We start from the raw sequence: 16443 nt of genomic DNA, 5'->3' as shown, positions 1-16443 counted from the left end.
ACTGGCAAACGGACAATTTGTTTCGCAAAGGCGACGGTAGAGCATTTTATGGAACAGCACCCCAGCGCCTTGAAGGTCATGGTGATCGACGATTCGAAGACGATCCGTCGCACCGCCGAAACGCTGCTCAAGAACGTGGGTTGTGAGGTCATCACGGCCATCGACGGCTTCGATGCCCTGGCCAAGATTGCCGACAACCACCCCGGCATCATCTTTGTCGACATCATGATGCCGCGTCTGGATGGCTACCAGACCTGCGCCCTGATCAAGAACAACAGCGCGTTCAAGTCCACGCCGGTGATTATGCTGTCATCCAAGGACGGGCTGTTCGACAAGGCCAAGGGGCGCATCGTCGGCTCCGACCAGTTTTTGACCAAGCCTTTCAGCAAGGAAGAATTGCTTGATGCGATCCAGGCCCATGTGCCTGGCTTCGCCGCCGTTTTGCCGCAGTAGGACACGCACAGTGACGCTCGGCCATCGGGCCCGGCGCCGACAAGAATGGGGAAGACCATGGCACGTATTCTGATCGTCGATGATTCGCCGACCGAAATGTACAAACTGACCGGCATGCTGGAAAAGCACGGTCATGAAGTGTTGAAAGCCGAAAACGGCGCCGACGGCGTGGCCCTGGCGCGCCAGGAAAAGCCCGATGCGGTCCTGATGGACATCGTCATGCCCGGCCTCAATGGCTTCCAGGCAACCCGCCAGCTGACCAAGGACCCGGAAACCGGACACATCCCGGTGATCATCATCACCACCAAGGATCAGGACACCGACAAGGTCTGGGGCACGCGCCAGGGCGCCAGGGACTACCTGACCAAACCGGTCGATGAAGACACCCTGATCAAAACCCTGAACAACGTTCTGGCCGGTTGATCGTCAGGCCATGAACGAGTCGCCGACGGCTTTCGAACTGCTGCTGCAAATCGACCAGCGCTGTCGCTTGCTGGCGGCGGACTTGCCGTCCCAGCCACCCCGGCGGGACAGCTGGAGCGGCATCGGTTTTCGCCTGGGCGAGCACTGGTACGTCGCGCCCATGAGCGAAGTCAGCGAAGTCTTGCACGAGCCGCGCTCCACTCAGCTACCGGGGGTCAAACCCTGGGTCAAGGGTGTCGCCAACCTGCGCGGGCGTTTGCTGCCGGTCATGGATTTGGGCGGATTCTTCGGGCACGAGCTGTGCGCGGTGCGCCGACAGCGGCGGGTGTTGGTGGTGGAACATGAAGAGGTGTTTGCCGGTTTGCTGGTCGATGAAGTCTTCGGCCTCCAGCACTTTGCCCAGGACAGCCTGGAGCCGGTACCGGCAGACGAGTTGAAGGGGCCGGTGGCGGCGTTCGTCAAAGGCCGGTTTCAGCGTGAGCAGTGCTGGCAGGTGTTCAGCCCGTTTGCGTTGGCGCAGTCTCAGGGGTTCATGAACGTCGCGATTTAACCGGAACACCAGGGAACCTTGTGGGAGCGAGCTTGCTCGCGATGACGGACTTGCAGCCAACATTGATGTCGACTGACACAACGCAATCGCGAGCAAGCTCGCTCCCACAGGTTTCCTGACAAGCGCAAAAGTGGGTAAACAGGCGAGGACCGATGATAAAAACAAAAGCAGGCAAGCCAATGGAAGGGTCGCGCAGCCGGTCGCAGATCATCGTGCTGTTCATCGCGCTGATCGTCTTCATCATGCTGCTGTTCGCCAACTTCGCGTACCTCAACACCCAGGCTACTTACGACAAACAGTACATCGGCCACGCCGGCGAACTGCGCGTGCTGTCCCAGCGTATCGCCAAGAACGCCACCGAAGCCGCCGCCGGCAAGGCTGCCGCGTTCAAGTTGCTCAGCGATGCGCGCAACGATTTTGCCCAGCGCTGGGGTTATCTGAAGAAGGGCGACCCGGCCACCGGGCTGCCGCCGGCCCCTGCCACCGTGCGTCCAGAGATGCGCGCGGTGCAACAGGACTGGGAGCGCCTGCTGAAAAACACCGATGCGATTCTTTCCAGCGAGCAAACCGTACTGTCGCTGCATCAGGTCGCCGCGACCCTGGCCGAAACCGTGCCGCAATTGCAGGTCGAGTACGAAAAAGTCGTCGAGATTCTCCTGCAGCGGGGCGCCCCGGCGGCCCAGGTGGCGATGGCCCAGCGCCAGTCGCTGCTGGCCGAGCGGATCCTCGGTGCGGTCAATACGGTATTGGCCGGCGACGAAAATTCACAGCAGGCCGCCGATGCGTTCGGACGTGACGCGACGCAGTTCGGCAAGGTGCTCAACGGCATGCTCCAGGGCGACCCGGCACTCAAGGTAACCCAGGTCGAAGACCGCGACGCCCGTGCGCGGCTCGCGGAAATCGCCGAGCTGTTCGAGTTCGTCTCGGGCTCGGTGGACGAGATCCTCGAAACCTCGCCGGAGCTGTTCAAGGTCCGCGAATCGGCGTCGAACATTTTCAGTCTGTCGCAAACCCTGCTCGACGAAGCCTCTCACCTGGCCAGCGGTTTCGAAAACATGGTCGGCGGGCGCACCACCGACACCATTGGCGGTTATGTGCTGGGCTTGTTGGCGCTGGCTTCGATCATCCTGATCGGCCTGGTGATGGTGCGCGAAACCAATCGTCAGCTGCGCGAAACCGCCGAGAAAAACGAGCGTAACCAGAACGCGATCATGCGCTTGCTCGACGAGATCGAAGACCTGGCCGACGGCGACCTCACGGTGACGGCCTCGGTGACCGAAGACTTTACCGGCACCATCGCCGACTCGATCAATTATTCCGTCGACCAGTTGCGCGATCTGGTCGCGACCATCAACCTCACCGCCGGTCAGGTCGCCGCGGCCGTGCAGGAAACCCAGGCCACCGCCATGCACCTGGCCCAGGCGTCGGAGCATCAGGCCCAGCAGATTTCCGAGGCCTCCATGGCGATCAACGACATGGCCGAGTCCATCGACCAGGTGTCGGCCAACGCGGCTGAATCTTCGGCGGTTGCCGAACGCTCGGTGGAGATCGCCAACAAGGGCAACGAGGTGGTGCACAACACCATCCACGGTATGGACAACATTCGCGAACAGATTCAGGACACCGCCAAGCGCATCAAGCGTCTGGGCGAGTCGTCTCAGGAAATCGGCGACATTGTCAGCCTGATCGATGACATTGCCGACCAGACCAACATCCTTGCCCTCAACGCGGCCATCCAGGCGTCCATGGCCGGCGACGCCGGTCGCGGTTTTGCCGTGGTCGCCGATGAAGTGCAGCGCCTGGCCGAGCGTTCATCCGCCGCCACCCGGCAGATCGAAACCCTGGTGCGGGCGATCCAGACCGACACCAACGAAGCGGTCATCTCCATGGAGCAGACTACGACCGAAGTGGTGCGTGGCGCCCGTCTGGCGCAGGATGCCGGTGTGGCCCTGGAAGAAATCGAAGGCGTTTCCAAGACACTCGCGGCGTTGATCCAGAGCATTTCCAACGCTGCACAACAGCAGACGTCGTCGGCCGGTCAGATTTCCCTGACGATGAACGTGATCCAGCAGATCACCTCGCAGACGTCGTCGGGTTCCACCGCCACGGCCGACAGCATCGGCAACCTGGCGAAAATGGCCAGTCAGCTGCGTCGTTCGGTGTCCGGTTTCACCTTGCCGGATGCCAGGGCGCAGGTTGTGGACAAAGCTTGAACCGCCCATGGGTATCTGAATTGTGATTGGAGTGGTTATGGGTGATCGGCACGACTATGTGGCCCTCGAGTGGGTCAAGGGCGAGATTGCCGAAACGCTGAAACAGGCTCATCACGCGATCGAAAACCTGCTTGATGACCCGCAGGCGACGCAGGCGCTGGATGATTGCCTTTCGTGCATTCATCAGGTCCACGGCAGTCTGCAGATGGTCGAGTTCTATGGCGCGGCGTTGCTCGCCGAAGAAATGGAACAACTGGCCGTGGCCTTGCAGGGCAACCGTGTCAGCCATCGCGACGAGGCGTTGCACCTGTTGATGCAGGCCCTCGGGCAGTTGCCGATCTACCTGGACCGGGTGCAAGGCGCGCGCCGCGATTTGCCACTGGTGGTGTTGCCCCTGATCAACGACCTGCGCAGTGCCCGTGGCGAAAGCCTGCTGTCGGAAACCAGCCTGTTCAGTCCGCAATTACTCGAGTTGCCAGCGTTGGATGCAGAAACGCTGGCGCAGCTGGAACCGGCCGAATTACCCAATGTGCTGCGCAAGCTGCGGCAGATGCTGCAAATGGCGCTGGTGGGGTTCCTGCGTGAACAGGACAGCGACACCAACCTCGATTACCTGGCCAAGGTCTTCGCCCGCCTCGAAGCACTGTGCGGCAACGCCCCCCTGAGCCCGTTGTGGCAAGTGGCGTCGGCCCTGGTCGAAGGCATGCAGGGCGGTGCGATTTCCAATAGCCCGGCCTTGCGCAGCCTGTTCAGGGATGCCGACAAGGAACTCAAGCGCCTGCTCGAAGAAGGCATGCGTGGTATCAACCAACCGGCACCGCCGGAGCTGCTCAAGAGTTTGCTGTTCTACATTGCCAAGGCCGAACATCCCACCGGGCAGATGCTGACCATGAAAGAACGCTACTCACTGGACGACGCGCTACCCGACAGCGCGATGGTCGATGAAGAACGCGCGCGGCTGGCCGGTCCCGACCGTGACGCCATGCGCTCGGTGCTGGCAGCGCTGTGCGAAGAGCTGGTGCGGGTCAAGGAGCGCCTGGACCTGTTCGTGCGCAGTGACCGCCAGCACACTTCTGATCTCGACAGCCTGCTGGCGCCGCTGCGGCAAATCGCCGATACCCTGGCGGTCCTGGGCTTCGGCCAGCCGCGCAAGGTGATCATCGATCAATTGGCGGTGGTGCTCAGCCTCGCACAGGGCCAGCGCGAACCCAACGATGCCATCCTCATGGACGTTGCCGGCGCCTTGCTGTACGTCGAAGCGACGCTAGCCGGCATGGTCGGAACCGTGGAACCGGAGAGCCAGGATGACAACCGCCTGCCGACCACCGACCTGACGCAGATCCATCAGATCGTGATCAAGGAGGCCCGCATCTGTTTGCAGCAGGCCAAGGACATGATCGTCGACTACATCGACGCCGATTGGGACCGCCAGCATTTGCAGGCGCTGCCGGCCTTGCTGACCCAGGTGCGCGGCGCGCTGGCGATGATTCCGTTGAGCCGGGCGGCGAGCCTGGTTGAAACCTGCAATCACTTTATCCGCGAGCACCTGCTGCTCGAACCGGGTCAGCCGGGCTGGCAGGAACTGGACAGCCTGGCCGACGTGATCACCAGCATCGAGTACTACCTCGAGCGCCTCAGCGATGACCCGCAAGCGCAGGGTGAAAACCTGCTCGATGTCGCGGAAAAAAGCCTGGTGAGCCTCGGGTTTTTTCCCAGTGAGCAGCATGTGCCAGTGCTTGATGAGGTGCTCAGCCCGAGCGAAGCGCAGGTCATGCAGATGATGCAGGAGCTGGATGATCCGCAGATCGTCCAGACCCTGGCCGATGTGATCGCCAGCCCGGTCTCGAGCCTGAACCCGCCGGCCCTGAACACCCCGGGCAGCCTGCTGCCGCCGCCCGCAGGCGAAGAGCCGGTGGACGAGGAACTGCGCGAGGTGTTCCTCGAAGAAACCGACGAGGTCCTGGAAATTCTGTGCGAGTACTTGCCGCGCTGGTCGGCCAACCCCGACAACCGCTCGGCCCTGAGCGAGCTGCGCCGGGCCTTCCATACCCTCAAGGGCAGTGGCCGCATGGTGCGCGCCCTGGTGCTGGGGGAGTTGGCCTGGGCCGTGGAGAACCTGCTCAACCGCGTACTGGAAGACAGCGTGGAGCCGGGCGCTACGGTGCAGCAACTGATCGGCGATGTGCTGCAGCTGTTGCCGGAGCTGGTGGCGGAATACGCCGCCAATGCCCAGCGTCAGCGCAACGATGTCGACCAGTTGGCCGCCCGTGCCCATGCCCTGGCCAAGGGCGATGAACCGGTGTCCGATGAGGATACGCAAGACGTCGCGGCCCTCGACCCGTTGTTGCTGGAGATCTTCCGCAAAGAAGCCGAAACGCACCTCGGCACGCTGGACCGCTTCCTTGATCAGGCCGCAGAACATGTGCCGTTGCAGGCCAGCGACGAGTTGCAGCGCGCCTTGCACACCCTCAAGGGCAGTGCCTCCATGGCTGGCGTCTTGCCGATTGCCGAACTGGCCGCGCCGCTGGATCAACTGGCCCGGGAATACAAGGCGCACCTGATCGCGCTGGATCTGGATGAAGTCGAATTGCTGCTGGAGGCAGAAGGGCTGTTTCGCCTCGGCTTACGCCAGCTAAAGCGCGATCCACTGGCGGAAATTCCCGGCGCCCGGCATTTGATCGAGCGAGCCAGGGCGCTGCAGGCCGAGCGTCTGGAAACCCTCCTGAGCACACCGAACACCGGGCTGCGGATCAAGCGCGATCCGCAGTTGATCAACAACTTCCTCGCCCAGGGCATGGACATCCTGCTGGACGCCGAAAGCCTGTTGCAGCGTTGGCAGCAACACCCCGGCGAACGTCAGGAACTCAGCGCGTTGCTGGACGAATTGACCACCCTCGGCGAAGGCGCCCATCTGGCCGACCTGCATCCTGTGGATGAGCTGTGCGAAGCGTTGCTCGACCTGTACGGTGCCGTGGAAGAAAGCAGCCTGGCGGTCAGCGAGCGTTTTTTCCATGAGGCACAGAATGCCCACGAAGCGCTGATCAACATGCTCGATGAGCTGGCCGCCGGCCAGGAAGTCGGCCCGCAACCGCAACGGATCAGGGCCTTGCGCGAACTGCTCGACGAGAGCCTTGACCCATCGGCCATGGGCCTGATCCGCAGCGATGGCAGTCGCAGCCTGAGCATCCGCGAGTTGGGAGCTGCCACCGAGGAACTTGAGCGCACGCTACCCCCTGCCCCTGTAGGAGCGAGCTTGTCTCCGGGCGGCGTTCCGACGATGGACTCAAATGCGCCGCGCTTATCCAATGACAACGCGTCATCGTTAACGCCCATCGCGAGCGAGCTCGCTCCTACAGGAGAGGGGCGCGAACTGGACGATGAAATCGTCGCGATCTTCCTTGAAGAGGCGGTGGATATCCTCGAAAGCGCCGGCCAGGCCTTGCAGCGCTGGTTGCGCGACTCGGACAACGCCGCGCCGCTGTCGTCCCTGCACCGGGATTTGCACACCCTGAAAGGCGGCGCGCGCATGGCCGAGGTCGGGCCGGTCGGCGATCTGGCCCATGAACTGGAAAGCCTTTACGAAGGCCTGGTGGATCGTCGCTACGCCTACAGCGATTCATTGGCGGTGCTTTTGCAGCAGAGCCATGACCGCTTGGCGCAGCACCTTGACCAGTTACAGCACAACCAGCCATTGGGCGATTGCGCTGAGCTGATCGAGGCCATTCGCGCCTACCGGCAGGGCCACTCGTGTGCCGCCGAGGTCAGCGAACTGGCGGCCACTAATGACTCGGCCGCCCACGATCCGGAATTGCTGGAAATCTTCCTCGAGGAAGGTTTCGACATCATCGAAAGCTCCGGGGCGGCGCTGGAGCGCTGGCAGGCCCAGCCTTCGAATCGCCAGGAAGTGGAAACCCTGCTGCGCGACCTGCACACCCTCAAGGGCGGTGCGCGCATGGTGGAAATCGCCGCGATTGGCGATCTGGCCCATGAGCTGGAGTTCCTCTACGAAGGCCTGTCCTCTGGCGTGTTGCAACCGACGGAGCCGTTGTTCGCGCTGTTGCAGCGCAGCCATGACCGCCTGGCGCAGATGCTCGATGCGGCCCGCGCCGGCGAGCCGATGCCGCCGGCCGACCGCCTGATCGATGCGATCAAGAACTTCAGCCACCCGGTCGTGCCTGAAGCGCCCGCGCCGGTTGCGCCGCTGGCCACGCCCAAGGCCGAGCCGCTGGCGCCGCCGTCCGAGGCCGGCGCCGACATGGTCAAGGTTTCGGCGGAGTTGCTCGACGATCTGGTCAACCTGGCTGGTGAAACCTCGATCTTCCGTGGCCGGATCGAGCAGCAGGTCAACGATGCGCACATCGCCCTGAGCGAGATGGAGACCACCATCGAACGGATGCGTGACCAGTTGCGCCGACTCGATACCGAAACCCAGGGGCGGATCCTCAGTCGCCAGCAAGTCGACGCCGAACGCCTGGGCTACGAAGAATTCGACCCGCTGGAAATGGACCGCCATTCACAGTTGCAGCAACTGTCCCGGGCGCTGTTCGAATCGGCCTCCGACTTGCTCGACCTCAAGGAAACCCTCGAGCGACGCAATCAGGATACGGAAAACCTGCTGCAACAGCAGGGCCGCATCAACACCGAATTGCAGGAAGGCCTGATGCGCACGCGCATGGTGCCGTTCGAGCGGATGCTCCCGCGTTTGCAGCGCATCGTTCGGCAGGTGTCCAGCGAATTGGGCAAGGACGTGGATTTCATCGTCGATAACGCCGAAGGCGAGATGGATCGCAACGTCCTCGAACGCATGGCCGCGCCGCTGGAACACATGCTGCGCAACGCCGTCGACCACGGCCTGGAGTCTGTCGAAGCACGGCTGGCGGCGGGGAAACCGGCCAAGGGTAAAATCACCCTCGATCTGTTGCGCGAAGGTGGCGACATCATTTTCGACATCCGCGACGACGGCGCCGGTGTGCCGCTGGACGCGGTGCGGCGCAAGGCGATCAAGCGCGGCTTGCTGGCCCCGGACAGCGTCATCAGTGATCACGACGTGTTGCAGTTCATCCTGCAACCGGGGTTTTCCACTGCCGAGAAAATCACCCAGATCTCCGGGCGCGGCGTCGGCATGGACGTGGTGCACGAAGAGGTGCGGCAACTGGGTGGCACCATGAGCATCGACTCTGTGCCCGGGCAGGGCGTGCATTTCCGCATTCGCCTGCCGTTTACCGTATCGGTCAACCGGGCGCTGATGGTGCAGTGCGATGAAGACCAATACGCGATCCCGCTCAATACCATCGACGGCATCGTGCGCGTCCTGCCCAATGAGCTTGAAGGCTATTTCCGTTTCGATTCGCCGACCTACGAATACGCCGGGCAACGTTACGAGCTGTGCTATCTGGGTGAGCTGCTGAAAACCATCCCGCGCCCGAAACTGCTGGGCCAGAGCCTGCCATTGCCGGTGCTGCTGGTGCAGTGCAACGAACGGCACATCGCTGTGCTGGTGGACGCCATGGCCGGCACTCGCGAGATCGTGGTCAAGAGCCTGGGCCCGCAGTTTGCGGCGGTGCAAGGGGTGTCCGGGGCGACGATTCTCGGGGATGGCCGAGTGGTACTGATTCTGGATTTGCTGGCGCCGATCCGCGCCATGCAGGCCCGTGTGCCCCAGCGTCCGGCGGGGCAAGAGGTCGAGGTCGAACCGCAGCGCCCGCTGCTGGTGATGGTGGTCGACGACTCGGTCACCGTGCGCAAGGTCACCAGCCGCTTGCTCGAACGCCACGGCATGAACGTGCTGACCGCCAAGGACGGGGTCGATGCCATGCTGCTGCTGGAAGAGCACATGCCCGACCTGATGCTGCTGGACATCGAGATGCCGCGCATGGACGGTTTCGAAGTCGCGACGCAAGTGCGCAACGACGAACGTCTGCAACACCTGCCGATCATCATGATCACCTCACGCACCGGGCAGAAGCACCGCGACCGCGCCATGGCCATCGGCGTCAACGACTACCTTGGCAAGCCGTACCAGGAATCGGTGCTGCTCGAAAGTATCGCCTTGTGGAGCAAGACCCATGCTTGAGCACCGCACCAGCAACCTCACCGGCCTGCTGCTGCCGTTGGCCGACCGCAACCTGATTCTGCCCAATGTCGCCGTGGCCGAGCTGATCGATTACCAGCAACCGGGGACTTTCGATCTCGACACACCGCCGTGGTACCTGGGCCTGGTGACATGGCGCGATCGGCAGATTCCGCTGCTGAGTTTCGAGTCGGCCTGCGCGCAGAAAACTGTCATTGGCGAGCGTGCGCGGATCGTCATTCTCAATGCCCTTGGCGGGCGGCCCGAGCTGAAATTCATCGCACTGCTGGTGCAGGGGATTCCGCGCTCCTGCAAACTCGATAGCCAGTTGAGTTACGTGGATGTGCCGTTGTGTGCGCTGGAGCAGGCGGCGGTGCAGGTGGGGGAGCAGGTGGTGAAAGTGCCGGATCTGTTGGCGCTGGAGGCGTTGTTGGTGGATGCCGGGTTAATCAACTGATCCCGATTCAGCGGTGATCTGACCGGCCTCTTCGCGGGCAAGCCCGCTCCCACAGTGTCCGTGTGTTGCCCAAATTCAACGGCAACCACTAACCCTGTGGGAGCGGGCTTGCCCGCGAAGAGGCCAGCATGAGCGACGCAGATCTCGATTATTAACCTGAGCGTAACGATCCGCCACTCTGCTTGATTGATGCCCCCACCCAACACTCCTAAGGTGACCCCCACGACAGCGAACCCGTGGAGTGGTCATGACAACAACAATATCCCCCGACTCGCGATGGACGCGGCGGCGCAGCGAAAAGCAGCGGCGTCTCGAGCTGGTGCGAGGTCTTGCCGACGGTGTGGTGTTGCCCACCGACAACATCGTCGCGGCGCTTGAAGCGTTGATCCTGCCGGGCGACCGCGTGGTGCTCGAAGGCAACAACCAAAAGCAGGCGGATTTCCTTTCGCGCTCCCTGGCCAAGGCCGACCCCGCGAAGCTGCATGACCTGCACATGATCATGCCCAGCGTCGGGCGCGCCGAGCACCTGGACCTGTTCGAACGCGGCATCGCCCGCAAGCTGGACTTTTCCTTTGCCGGCACCCAAAGCCTGCGCATCAGCCAGTTGCTCGAAGACGGCCTGCTGGAAGTCGGTGCGATCCACACCTACATCGAACTCTATGCTCGGCTGGTGGTGGACCTGATTCCCAACGTCGTGCTGTCGGCCGGGTTCATGGCCGACCGTGCCGGCAACATCTATACCGGGCCGAGCACCGAAGACACCCCGGCACTGATCGAGCCGGCGGCCTTCAGCGACGGCATCGTCATCGTCCAGGTCAACCAGTTGGTGGACGACGTCAGCGACCTGCCACGCGTTGACATTCCAGCGTCCTGGGTCGATTTCGTGGTGGTGGCCGACAAGCCGTTCTATATCGAACCGCTGTTCACCCGCGACCCTCGGCACATCAAGCCCGTGCACGTGCTGATGGCGATGATGGCGATTCGCGGCATCTACGAAAAACACAACGTTCAATCCCTCAACCACGGCATCGGCTTCAACACCGCGGCCATCGAACTGATCCTGCCGACCTACGGCGAATCCCTCGGCCTCAAAGGCAAGATCTGCCGCAACTGGACGCTCAACCCGCACCCGACGCTGATTCCGGCGATTGAAAGCGGCTGGGTCGAAAGCGTGCATTGCTTCGGTACCGAGTTGGGGATGGAAAACTACATTGCGGCGCGTCCGGATGTGTTCTTTACCGGGCGCGATGGCTCCCTGCGTTCGAACCGGATGTTCAGCCAGCTGGCGGGGCAATACGCCGTGGACCTGTTCATCGGCGCGACTTTGCAAGTCGATGGCGACGGCCACTCCTCCACCGTGACTCGCGGGCGCCTGGCCGGTTTCGGCGGGGCACCGAACATGGGCCACGACCCGCGCGGTCGCCGTCACGGCACGCCCGCCTGGCTCGACATGCGCAACACGGATGTGGCCGAACCGATGCTCGAGCGCGGCAAAAAGCTCGTGGTGCAGATGGTCGAAACCTTCCAGGAGGGCGGCAAACCGACTTTCGTTGAAACCCTCGATGCGGTCGATGTGGCGAAGAAAAGTGGCATGCCGCTGGCGCCGATCATGGTCTACGGCGACGACGTGACCCACCTGTTGACCGAAGAAGGCATCGCCTACCTGTACAAGGCCCGCTCGCTGGAAGAACGCCAGGCGATGATCGCCGCTGTCGCCGGGGTGACCGCCATCGGCCTGCGTCACAACCCCAAAGACACCGCGCGCATGCGCCGCGAAGGCCTGATCGCCTTGCCCGAAGACCTCGGCATCCGCCGCACCGACGCCACCCGCGAACTGCTCGCGGCGAAAAGCGTGGCCGATCTGGTGGAGTGGTCCGGTGGCCTCTACAACCCGCCCGCCAAGTTCAGGAGCTGGTAATGCACGCACTCAACCTGCAACCCAAAACCCTGAGCCTGGCCGAGCGGCTGGCGGACCTGGCGGTGGACGCGCTGATCGACGAGGCTGACCTGTCGCCGAAACCGGCACTGGTCGACCGTCGCGGCAATGGCGCCCACACCGATTTGCACCTGGGGCTGATGCACGCCTCGGCACTGTCCCTGTGGCCAGCCTTCAAGGCGATGGCCGATGCCGCGATAGCGTTCGGTGAGATTGGTCTGCCCCTGCGCGAGGCCGTGGGCCGGATCGGTCGTGAAGGCGAGCAAGCGATGCTCGACACCACGGGCGGCGTGAATACTCATCGCGGGGCGATCTGGGCCTTGGGCCTGTTGGTGACGGCCGCTGCGCTGGACCCTGAGTCCACGGCTGCAAGCAGCGTATCGATTCGTGCGGCGCGCCTGGCTCTGCTCGACGACCGTTACGCGCCGCGCCCGCTCAGTCATGGCGCTCAAGTCGCCCAACGCTACGGCGCACGGGGTGCCCGTGAGGAAGCGCAACTCGGTTTTCCGGCAGTGACCCAACGCGCTCTGCCGCAACTCTTGCGCAGTCGTGCAGCCGGTCATGGCGAGCAGAACGCCAGGCTCGATGCGCTGCTGGCGATCATGACAAATCTGGCCGACACCTGCGTGCTTTACCGCGCCGGGGAACAAGGCCTGAGCACCATGCAACGGGGCGCCCAGGCGGTGCTCGATGCGGGTGGCAGTTCCAGCCTCGCCGGACGTCGCCACCTGCATGAGCTGGACCAACAACTCATCGCATTGAATGCCTCGCCCGGCGGTGCTGCCGACTTGCTCGCAGCCTGCCTGTTCATCGACCGTATCGAGTCGGGCGACAGCCTTATCCAGGGAGTTTTTTGATGGAAACCTTATCCTTTGAATTCCCCGCCGGGCAGCCGCCATGCGGTCGCACCCTGGTGGGCTGTGTCGGCTCGGGTGATCTGGAAGTGCTGATCGAACCGGGTCAGGCCGGCAAGCTGACGATCAACGTGCAGACCTCGGTCAATGGCAGTGAACAACGCTGGCAGCATCTGTTCGCACGGATGTTCGACGGCCAGACGCCGCCGGCAATGGCCATCGACATTCACGATTTCGGCGCGACACCCGGCGTGGTGCGCCTGCGTCTGGAACAGGGCTTCGAGGAGATCGGCCATGACTGACAGCGCATCCCTGCTCAACAAGCACAGCTTCGTCGAACTCGGTGCCCGGCAACGGGCCAGGGCTCTGCTCGACGCGGGCACCTTTCGCGAGTTGCTCGATCCGTTCCAGCGCGTCATGTCGCCATGGTTGTCGCGCCAGGGTGTGGTACCCCAGGCCGACGACGGTGTCGTCATCGCCAAGGGCAGCCTCGGCGGTTTGCCGGTGGTGATCGCGGCCATCGAAGGGGCGTTTCAGGGTGGCAGCCTCGGTGAAGTCGGCGGGGCAAAAATCGCCGGTGCCCTGGAACTGGCCGCCGAAGACAACCGCAACGGCACCCCGACCCGCGCCGTGCTGCTGCTGGAAACCGGCGGCGTGCGTTTGCAGGAAGCCAACCTCGGTCTGGCGGCGATTGCTGACATTCACGCGGCGATTGTCGACTTGCAGCAGTACCAGCCCGTGGTCGGTGTCGTGGCGGGCAGTGTCGGTTGTTTTGGCGGCATGTCGATTGCCGCCGGGTTGTGCAGCTATCTGTTGGTGACCCAGGAAGCGCGGCTGGGCCTGAATGGTCCGCAGGTGATTGAACAGGAGGCCGGGCTTGAAGAGTACGACTCCCGCGACCGGCCCTTCATCTGGAGCCTGACCGGAGGCGAGCAGCGCTTCGCCAGTGGTCTGGTGGATCGCTATGTTGCCGACGACGTGGCGCAGATCCGCCAACAGGTGGGTGAGTTGTTCCAGCAAGGTTTGCCGGCGCAACCGCGCAGCCGTCAGGCCGATTTGTTTCTGCAACGGTTGGCGCGTCTGAACACCGAACCGCAAATCGAGCCGTCAGTGGTTCGCGATCTGTATCAAGGAGAGCGCTCATGAGTGCCTGTTCCCTGCGAGGCTTTAACTGGTTCAACGCCTTGAGTGCCGGGGCGATAGCGGTCGAGGGTTTGCCGGCTTCGCTGAAGGTGGCGGACGGTGTGCTCGGCGATCAGCCTGTGCGTTTCGTCGCGGTGGTAGCCGACCCCGACAACCGTTTTGTCCGCGCCCGCAACGGCGAGGTGGGTTTGCTCGAAGGCTGGGGCCTGGCCAAGGCCGTGGATGAAGTCATCGCCGCCGATCAGAACAAGACGCAGAAGCGCGCCCTGGTCGCCATCGTCGACGTGCCTAGCCAGGCTTACGGCCGACGCGAGGAAGCCCTCGGCATTCATCAGGCGCTGGCCGCTGCGGCGGACAGTTATGCCCGTGCCCGTCTGGCCGGTCATGCGGTGATCGGTTTGCTGGTGGGCAAGGCGATGTCCGGGGCGTTTCTGGCCCACGGCTATCAGGCCAATCGCTTGATCGCCCTGCGCGATCCGGGAGTGATGGTGCACGCCATGGGCAAGGCGTCGGCGGCGCGGGTGACCTTGCGCAGTGTCGAAGAGCTGGAAACCCTGGCCGCCAGCGTGCCGCCGATGGCGTACGACATCGACAGCTATGCCAGCCTTGGTTTGCTGTGGGAAACCTTGTCGGTTGAGCAGATCGAACAGCCGACTTCGGCGGATCTGTCACGGGTCACCGAGTGCCTGCATCAGGCGATTGGTGATGTGGCTGCCGGTGGTCGTGATCTGAGTGGTCGCCTCGGTGCGAGTAATCGTGCGGCTTCGAGCAAGGTTCGCCAATTGCTGAGAGCGCAGTGGTGAATGCGCTTCTGGCTCACGACCTGCTGTGGGGCATGACCCCGCAGCAATTGCCTGCGGATGCGCCTGCGTGGGTGATCGAGTCGCTCAGTGCCGGTCAACCGGTGGTGGTCCGTCGCGCCTTGAGTGCGGCGGGGCAGGTGGCGGTGGGCGTGCGCGGGCCGCTGCGCGAGCAGCGATTTGCGACGCTGATGGAAGTCGCCGCCATCACGCGGCGGGTGCGGCCGGAAGAACTCTGCCATGTTCAAGGCCAGCGCGATTTCCCGGCGCTGCAAGCCTTGGCGCAACTTCGCCCACACCTCGATAACAGCGCTTGGACCTGGGGTGTCAGCGGCAGTGCCGGGTTCGAGTTGGCCAGCGGATTTGCCGCATTGCACGAGGGCAGCGATCTCGACCTGATTCTGCGTACACCGTGTTCATTGACCCGCATCGAAGCGCAAGCCTTGGTCGCTGTGCTCGATACTGCCGAGTGCCGCGTGGACATGCAGTTGCAGACGCCATTTGGCGCCGTCGCCCTGCGCGAGTGGGCCGGTGCTTCGTCGCGGGTCCTGTTGAAAAATGCCACTCAAGCCAGTCTGGTGACTGACCCGTGGAACCCGCAGGAGCAGGCAGCGTGAGCAGCTTGCTGGTGTTCCCCGGTCAGGGCGCGCAGCAGCCGGGTATGCTCCAGCGTTTGCCTCGGGAAACCCTGAACGAGGCAAGCAACGTGCTCGGAGAAGACGTATTGCTGCTGGATTCTGCCGAGGCGTTGCAGTCGACGAGGGCGGTTCAGCTGTGCCTGCTGATCGCCGGCGTCGCCGCTTCACGCCAGTTGGCCATGACCACGGACTACGTGGCCGGATTGTCGATCGGCGCTTACCCGGCAGCGGTGGTGGCCGGTGTGCTGAGTTTCAGCGATGCGTTGCATCTGGTCAGCCTGCGCGGTGAGCTGATGCAGCAGGCTTATCCACAGGGCTACGGCATGACTGCGATCATTGGGCTGGACCTGGCCACGGTGGAGGCACTGCTGGCCCGGGTGCATGGCGCAGAAACGCCGGTTTATCTGGCCAATATCAATGCCGATAACCAAGTGGTGATTGCCGGCAGCGATACGGCGATGAAAGCGGTGGCCGAATTGGCGAAAGGTTGCGGGGCTGGCTTGGCCAAGCGTCTGGCAGTCAGCGTGCCGTCCCATTGCCCATTGCTTGAGGCCTGCGCACAACGACTAGCCGAAGCCTTCGCCAAAGTGCCGCTGCACACACCGAAGACCGGTTACCTGAGCGGCAGTCGTGCGCGTCCGCTGATCAAGCCCGAAGCCCTGCGTGACGACCTGGCCTTCAACATGTGCCGCATCGTCGATTGGCGCGGCACGGTACAAAGCGCCTACGAGCGCGGCGTGCGTCTACAGATCGAACTGCCGCCCGGTGCGGTGCTGACCGGGCTGGCGCGCCGGGTGTTCGAGCAAGGCACCGTGATTGCCTTCGACGGTGCACGGCTCGATACCTTGCAGGCGCTGATGCGAGAGGAGGGAAGCCGCCACTCCTAAAACTCAGGCTTCGAACAAC

Annotated in this window: 13 protein-coding genes; all 13 read left to right on the top strand. The window is 63.2% G+C overall.

Annotated elements, in window-relative coordinates:
• The first annotated feature begins 48 nt into the window (after nucleotides 1-48).
• Nucleotides 49-453: a twitching motility response regulator PilG gene (gene pilG / locus AB4Z35_RS05370; protein WP_007987791.1), complete on the top strand. Its 405-nt coding sequence runs from the start codon at nucleotides 49-51 to the stop codon at nucleotides 451-453.
• 57 nt (nucleotides 454-510) lie between these two features.
• Complete coding sequence (pilH, locus tag AB4Z35_RS05365) at nucleotides 511-876, top strand: twitching motility response regulator PilH (protein WP_007995426.1); 366 nt, start codon at nucleotides 511-513, stop codon at nucleotides 874-876.
• Between the two features lie 10 nt (nucleotides 877-886).
• The gene (locus AB4Z35_RS05360; protein WP_442096265.1) at nucleotides 887-1426 is read left to right on the top strand and encodes a chemotaxis protein CheW; all 540 of its coding nucleotides are present in this window, start codon (nucleotides 887-889) and stop codon (nucleotides 1424-1426) included.
• 152 nt (nucleotides 1427-1578) lie between these two features.
• The gene (locus AB4Z35_RS05355; protein ID WP_442096264.1) at nucleotides 1579-3639 is read left to right on the top strand and encodes a methyl-accepting chemotaxis protein; all 2061 of its coding nucleotides are present in this window, start codon (nucleotides 1579-1581) and stop codon (nucleotides 3637-3639) included.
• A gap of 37 nt (nucleotides 3640-3676) precedes the next feature.
• Nucleotides 3677-9712: an Hpt domain-containing protein gene (locus AB4Z35_RS05350; RefSeq protein ID WP_442096263.1), complete on the top strand. Its 6036-nt coding sequence runs from the start codon at nucleotides 3677-3679 to the stop codon at nucleotides 9710-9712.
• Nucleotides 9705-10166: a chemotaxis protein CheW gene (locus tag AB4Z35_RS05345; protein WP_442096262.1), complete on the top strand. Its 462-nt coding sequence runs from the start codon at nucleotides 9705-9707 to the stop codon at nucleotides 10164-10166. The genes AB4Z35_RS05350 and AB4Z35_RS05345 overlap by 8 nt, the downstream gene beginning before the upstream one ends.
• 247 nt (nucleotides 10167-10413) lie before the next feature.
• Nucleotides 10414-12084: a malonate decarboxylase subunit alpha gene (gene mdcA, locus AB4Z35_RS05340; RefSeq protein WP_057712930.1), complete on the top strand. Its 1671-nt coding sequence runs from the start codon at nucleotides 10414-10416 to the stop codon at nucleotides 12082-12084.
• The gene (locus AB4Z35_RS05335) at nucleotides 12084-12959 is read left to right on the top strand and encodes a triphosphoribosyl-dephospho-CoA synthase (RefSeq protein ID WP_442096261.1); all 876 of its coding nucleotides are present in this window, start codon (nucleotides 12084-12086) and stop codon (nucleotides 12957-12959) included. The genes mdcA and AB4Z35_RS05335 overlap by 1 nt, the downstream gene beginning before the upstream one ends.
• Complete coding sequence (locus tag AB4Z35_RS05330) at nucleotides 12959-13258, top strand: malonate decarboxylase subunit delta (RefSeq protein WP_442096260.1); 300 nt, start codon at nucleotides 12959-12961, stop codon at nucleotides 13256-13258. Before AB4Z35_RS05335 ends, AB4Z35_RS05330 begins: the two co-directional genes overlap by 1 nt.
• Nucleotides 13251-14102, top strand: coding sequence for a biotin-independent malonate decarboxylase subunit beta (locus AB4Z35_RS05325; protein WP_442096259.1), 852 nt, complete (start codon nucleotides 13251-13253; stop codon nucleotides 14100-14102). Before AB4Z35_RS05330 ends, AB4Z35_RS05325 begins: the two co-directional genes overlap by 8 nt.
• Entirely contained in the window at nucleotides 14099-14902 is an 804-nt protein-coding gene (gene mdcE / locus AB4Z35_RS05320; RefSeq protein ID WP_442096258.1) for a biotin-independent malonate decarboxylase subunit gamma, read from the top strand. The genes AB4Z35_RS05325 and mdcE overlap by 4 nt, the downstream gene beginning before the upstream one ends.
• Nucleotides 14896-15516, top strand: coding sequence for a malonate decarboxylase holo-ACP synthase (locus tag AB4Z35_RS05315; protein ID WP_442096257.1), 621 nt, complete (start codon nucleotides 14896-14898; stop codon nucleotides 15514-15516). Before mdcE ends, AB4Z35_RS05315 begins: the two co-directional genes overlap by 7 nt.
• The gene (gene mdcH, locus AB4Z35_RS05310; protein ID WP_442096256.1) at nucleotides 15513-16424 is read left to right on the top strand and encodes a malonate decarboxylase subunit epsilon; all 912 of its coding nucleotides are present in this window, start codon (nucleotides 15513-15515) and stop codon (nucleotides 16422-16424) included. Before AB4Z35_RS05315 ends, mdcH begins: the two co-directional genes overlap by 4 nt.
• The last annotated feature ends 19 nt before the right edge of the window (nucleotides 16425-16443 follow it).

The organism is Pseudomonas sp. KB_15 (assembly GCF_052114525.1).
Classification (GTDB): domain Bacteria; phylum Pseudomonadota; class Gammaproteobacteria; order Pseudomonadales; family Pseudomonadaceae; genus Aquipseudomonas.
Note: the sequence above shows the minus strand (reverse complement) of the source record. Positions and strands in the feature narration are given on the sequence as shown.

Bases quoted from the DNA above. Each gene is read 5' to 3' on its own strand.
- AB4Z35_RS05355 (WP_442096264.1), top strand. From the start codon at position 1,579: ATGATAAAAACAAAAGCAGGCAAGCCAATGGAAGGGTCGCGCAGCCGG.
- AB4Z35_RS05360 (WP_442096265.1), top strand. From the start codon at position 887: ATGAACGAGTCGCCGACGGCTTTCGAACTGCTGCTGCAAATCGACCAG.
- AB4Z35_RS05335 (WP_442096261.1), top strand. From the start codon at position 12,084: ATGCACGCACTCAACCTGCAACCCAAAACCCTGAGCCTGGCCGAGCGG.
- pilH (WP_007995426.1), top strand. From the start codon at position 511: ATGGCACGTATTCTGATCGTCGATGATTCGCCGACCGAAATGTACAAA.
- AB4Z35_RS05325 (WP_442096259.1), top strand. From the start codon at position 13,251: ATGACTGACAGCGCATCCCTGCTCAACAAGCACAGCTTCGTCGAACTC.
- AB4Z35_RS05330 (WP_442096260.1), top strand. From the start codon at position 12,959: ATGGAAACCTTATCCTTTGAATTCCCCGCCGGGCAGCCGCCATGCGGT.
- pilG (WP_007987791.1), top strand. From the start codon at position 49: ATGGAACAGCACCCCAGCGCCTTGAAGGTCATGGTGATCGACGATTCG.
- mdcA (WP_057712930.1), top strand. From the start codon at position 10,414: ATGACAACAACAATATCCCCCGACTCGCGATGGACGCGGCGGCGCAGC.
- AB4Z35_RS05350 (WP_442096263.1), top strand. From the start codon at position 3,677: ATGGGTGATCGGCACGACTATGTGGCCCTCGAGTGGGTCAAGGGCGAG.
- mdcE (WP_442096258.1), top strand. From the start codon at position 14,099: ATGAGTGCCTGTTCCCTGCGAGGCTTTAACTGGTTCAACGCCTTGAGT.
- AB4Z35_RS05345 (WP_442096262.1), top strand. From the start codon at position 9,705: ATGCTTGAGCACCGCACCAGCAACCTCACCGGCCTGCTGCTGCCGTTG.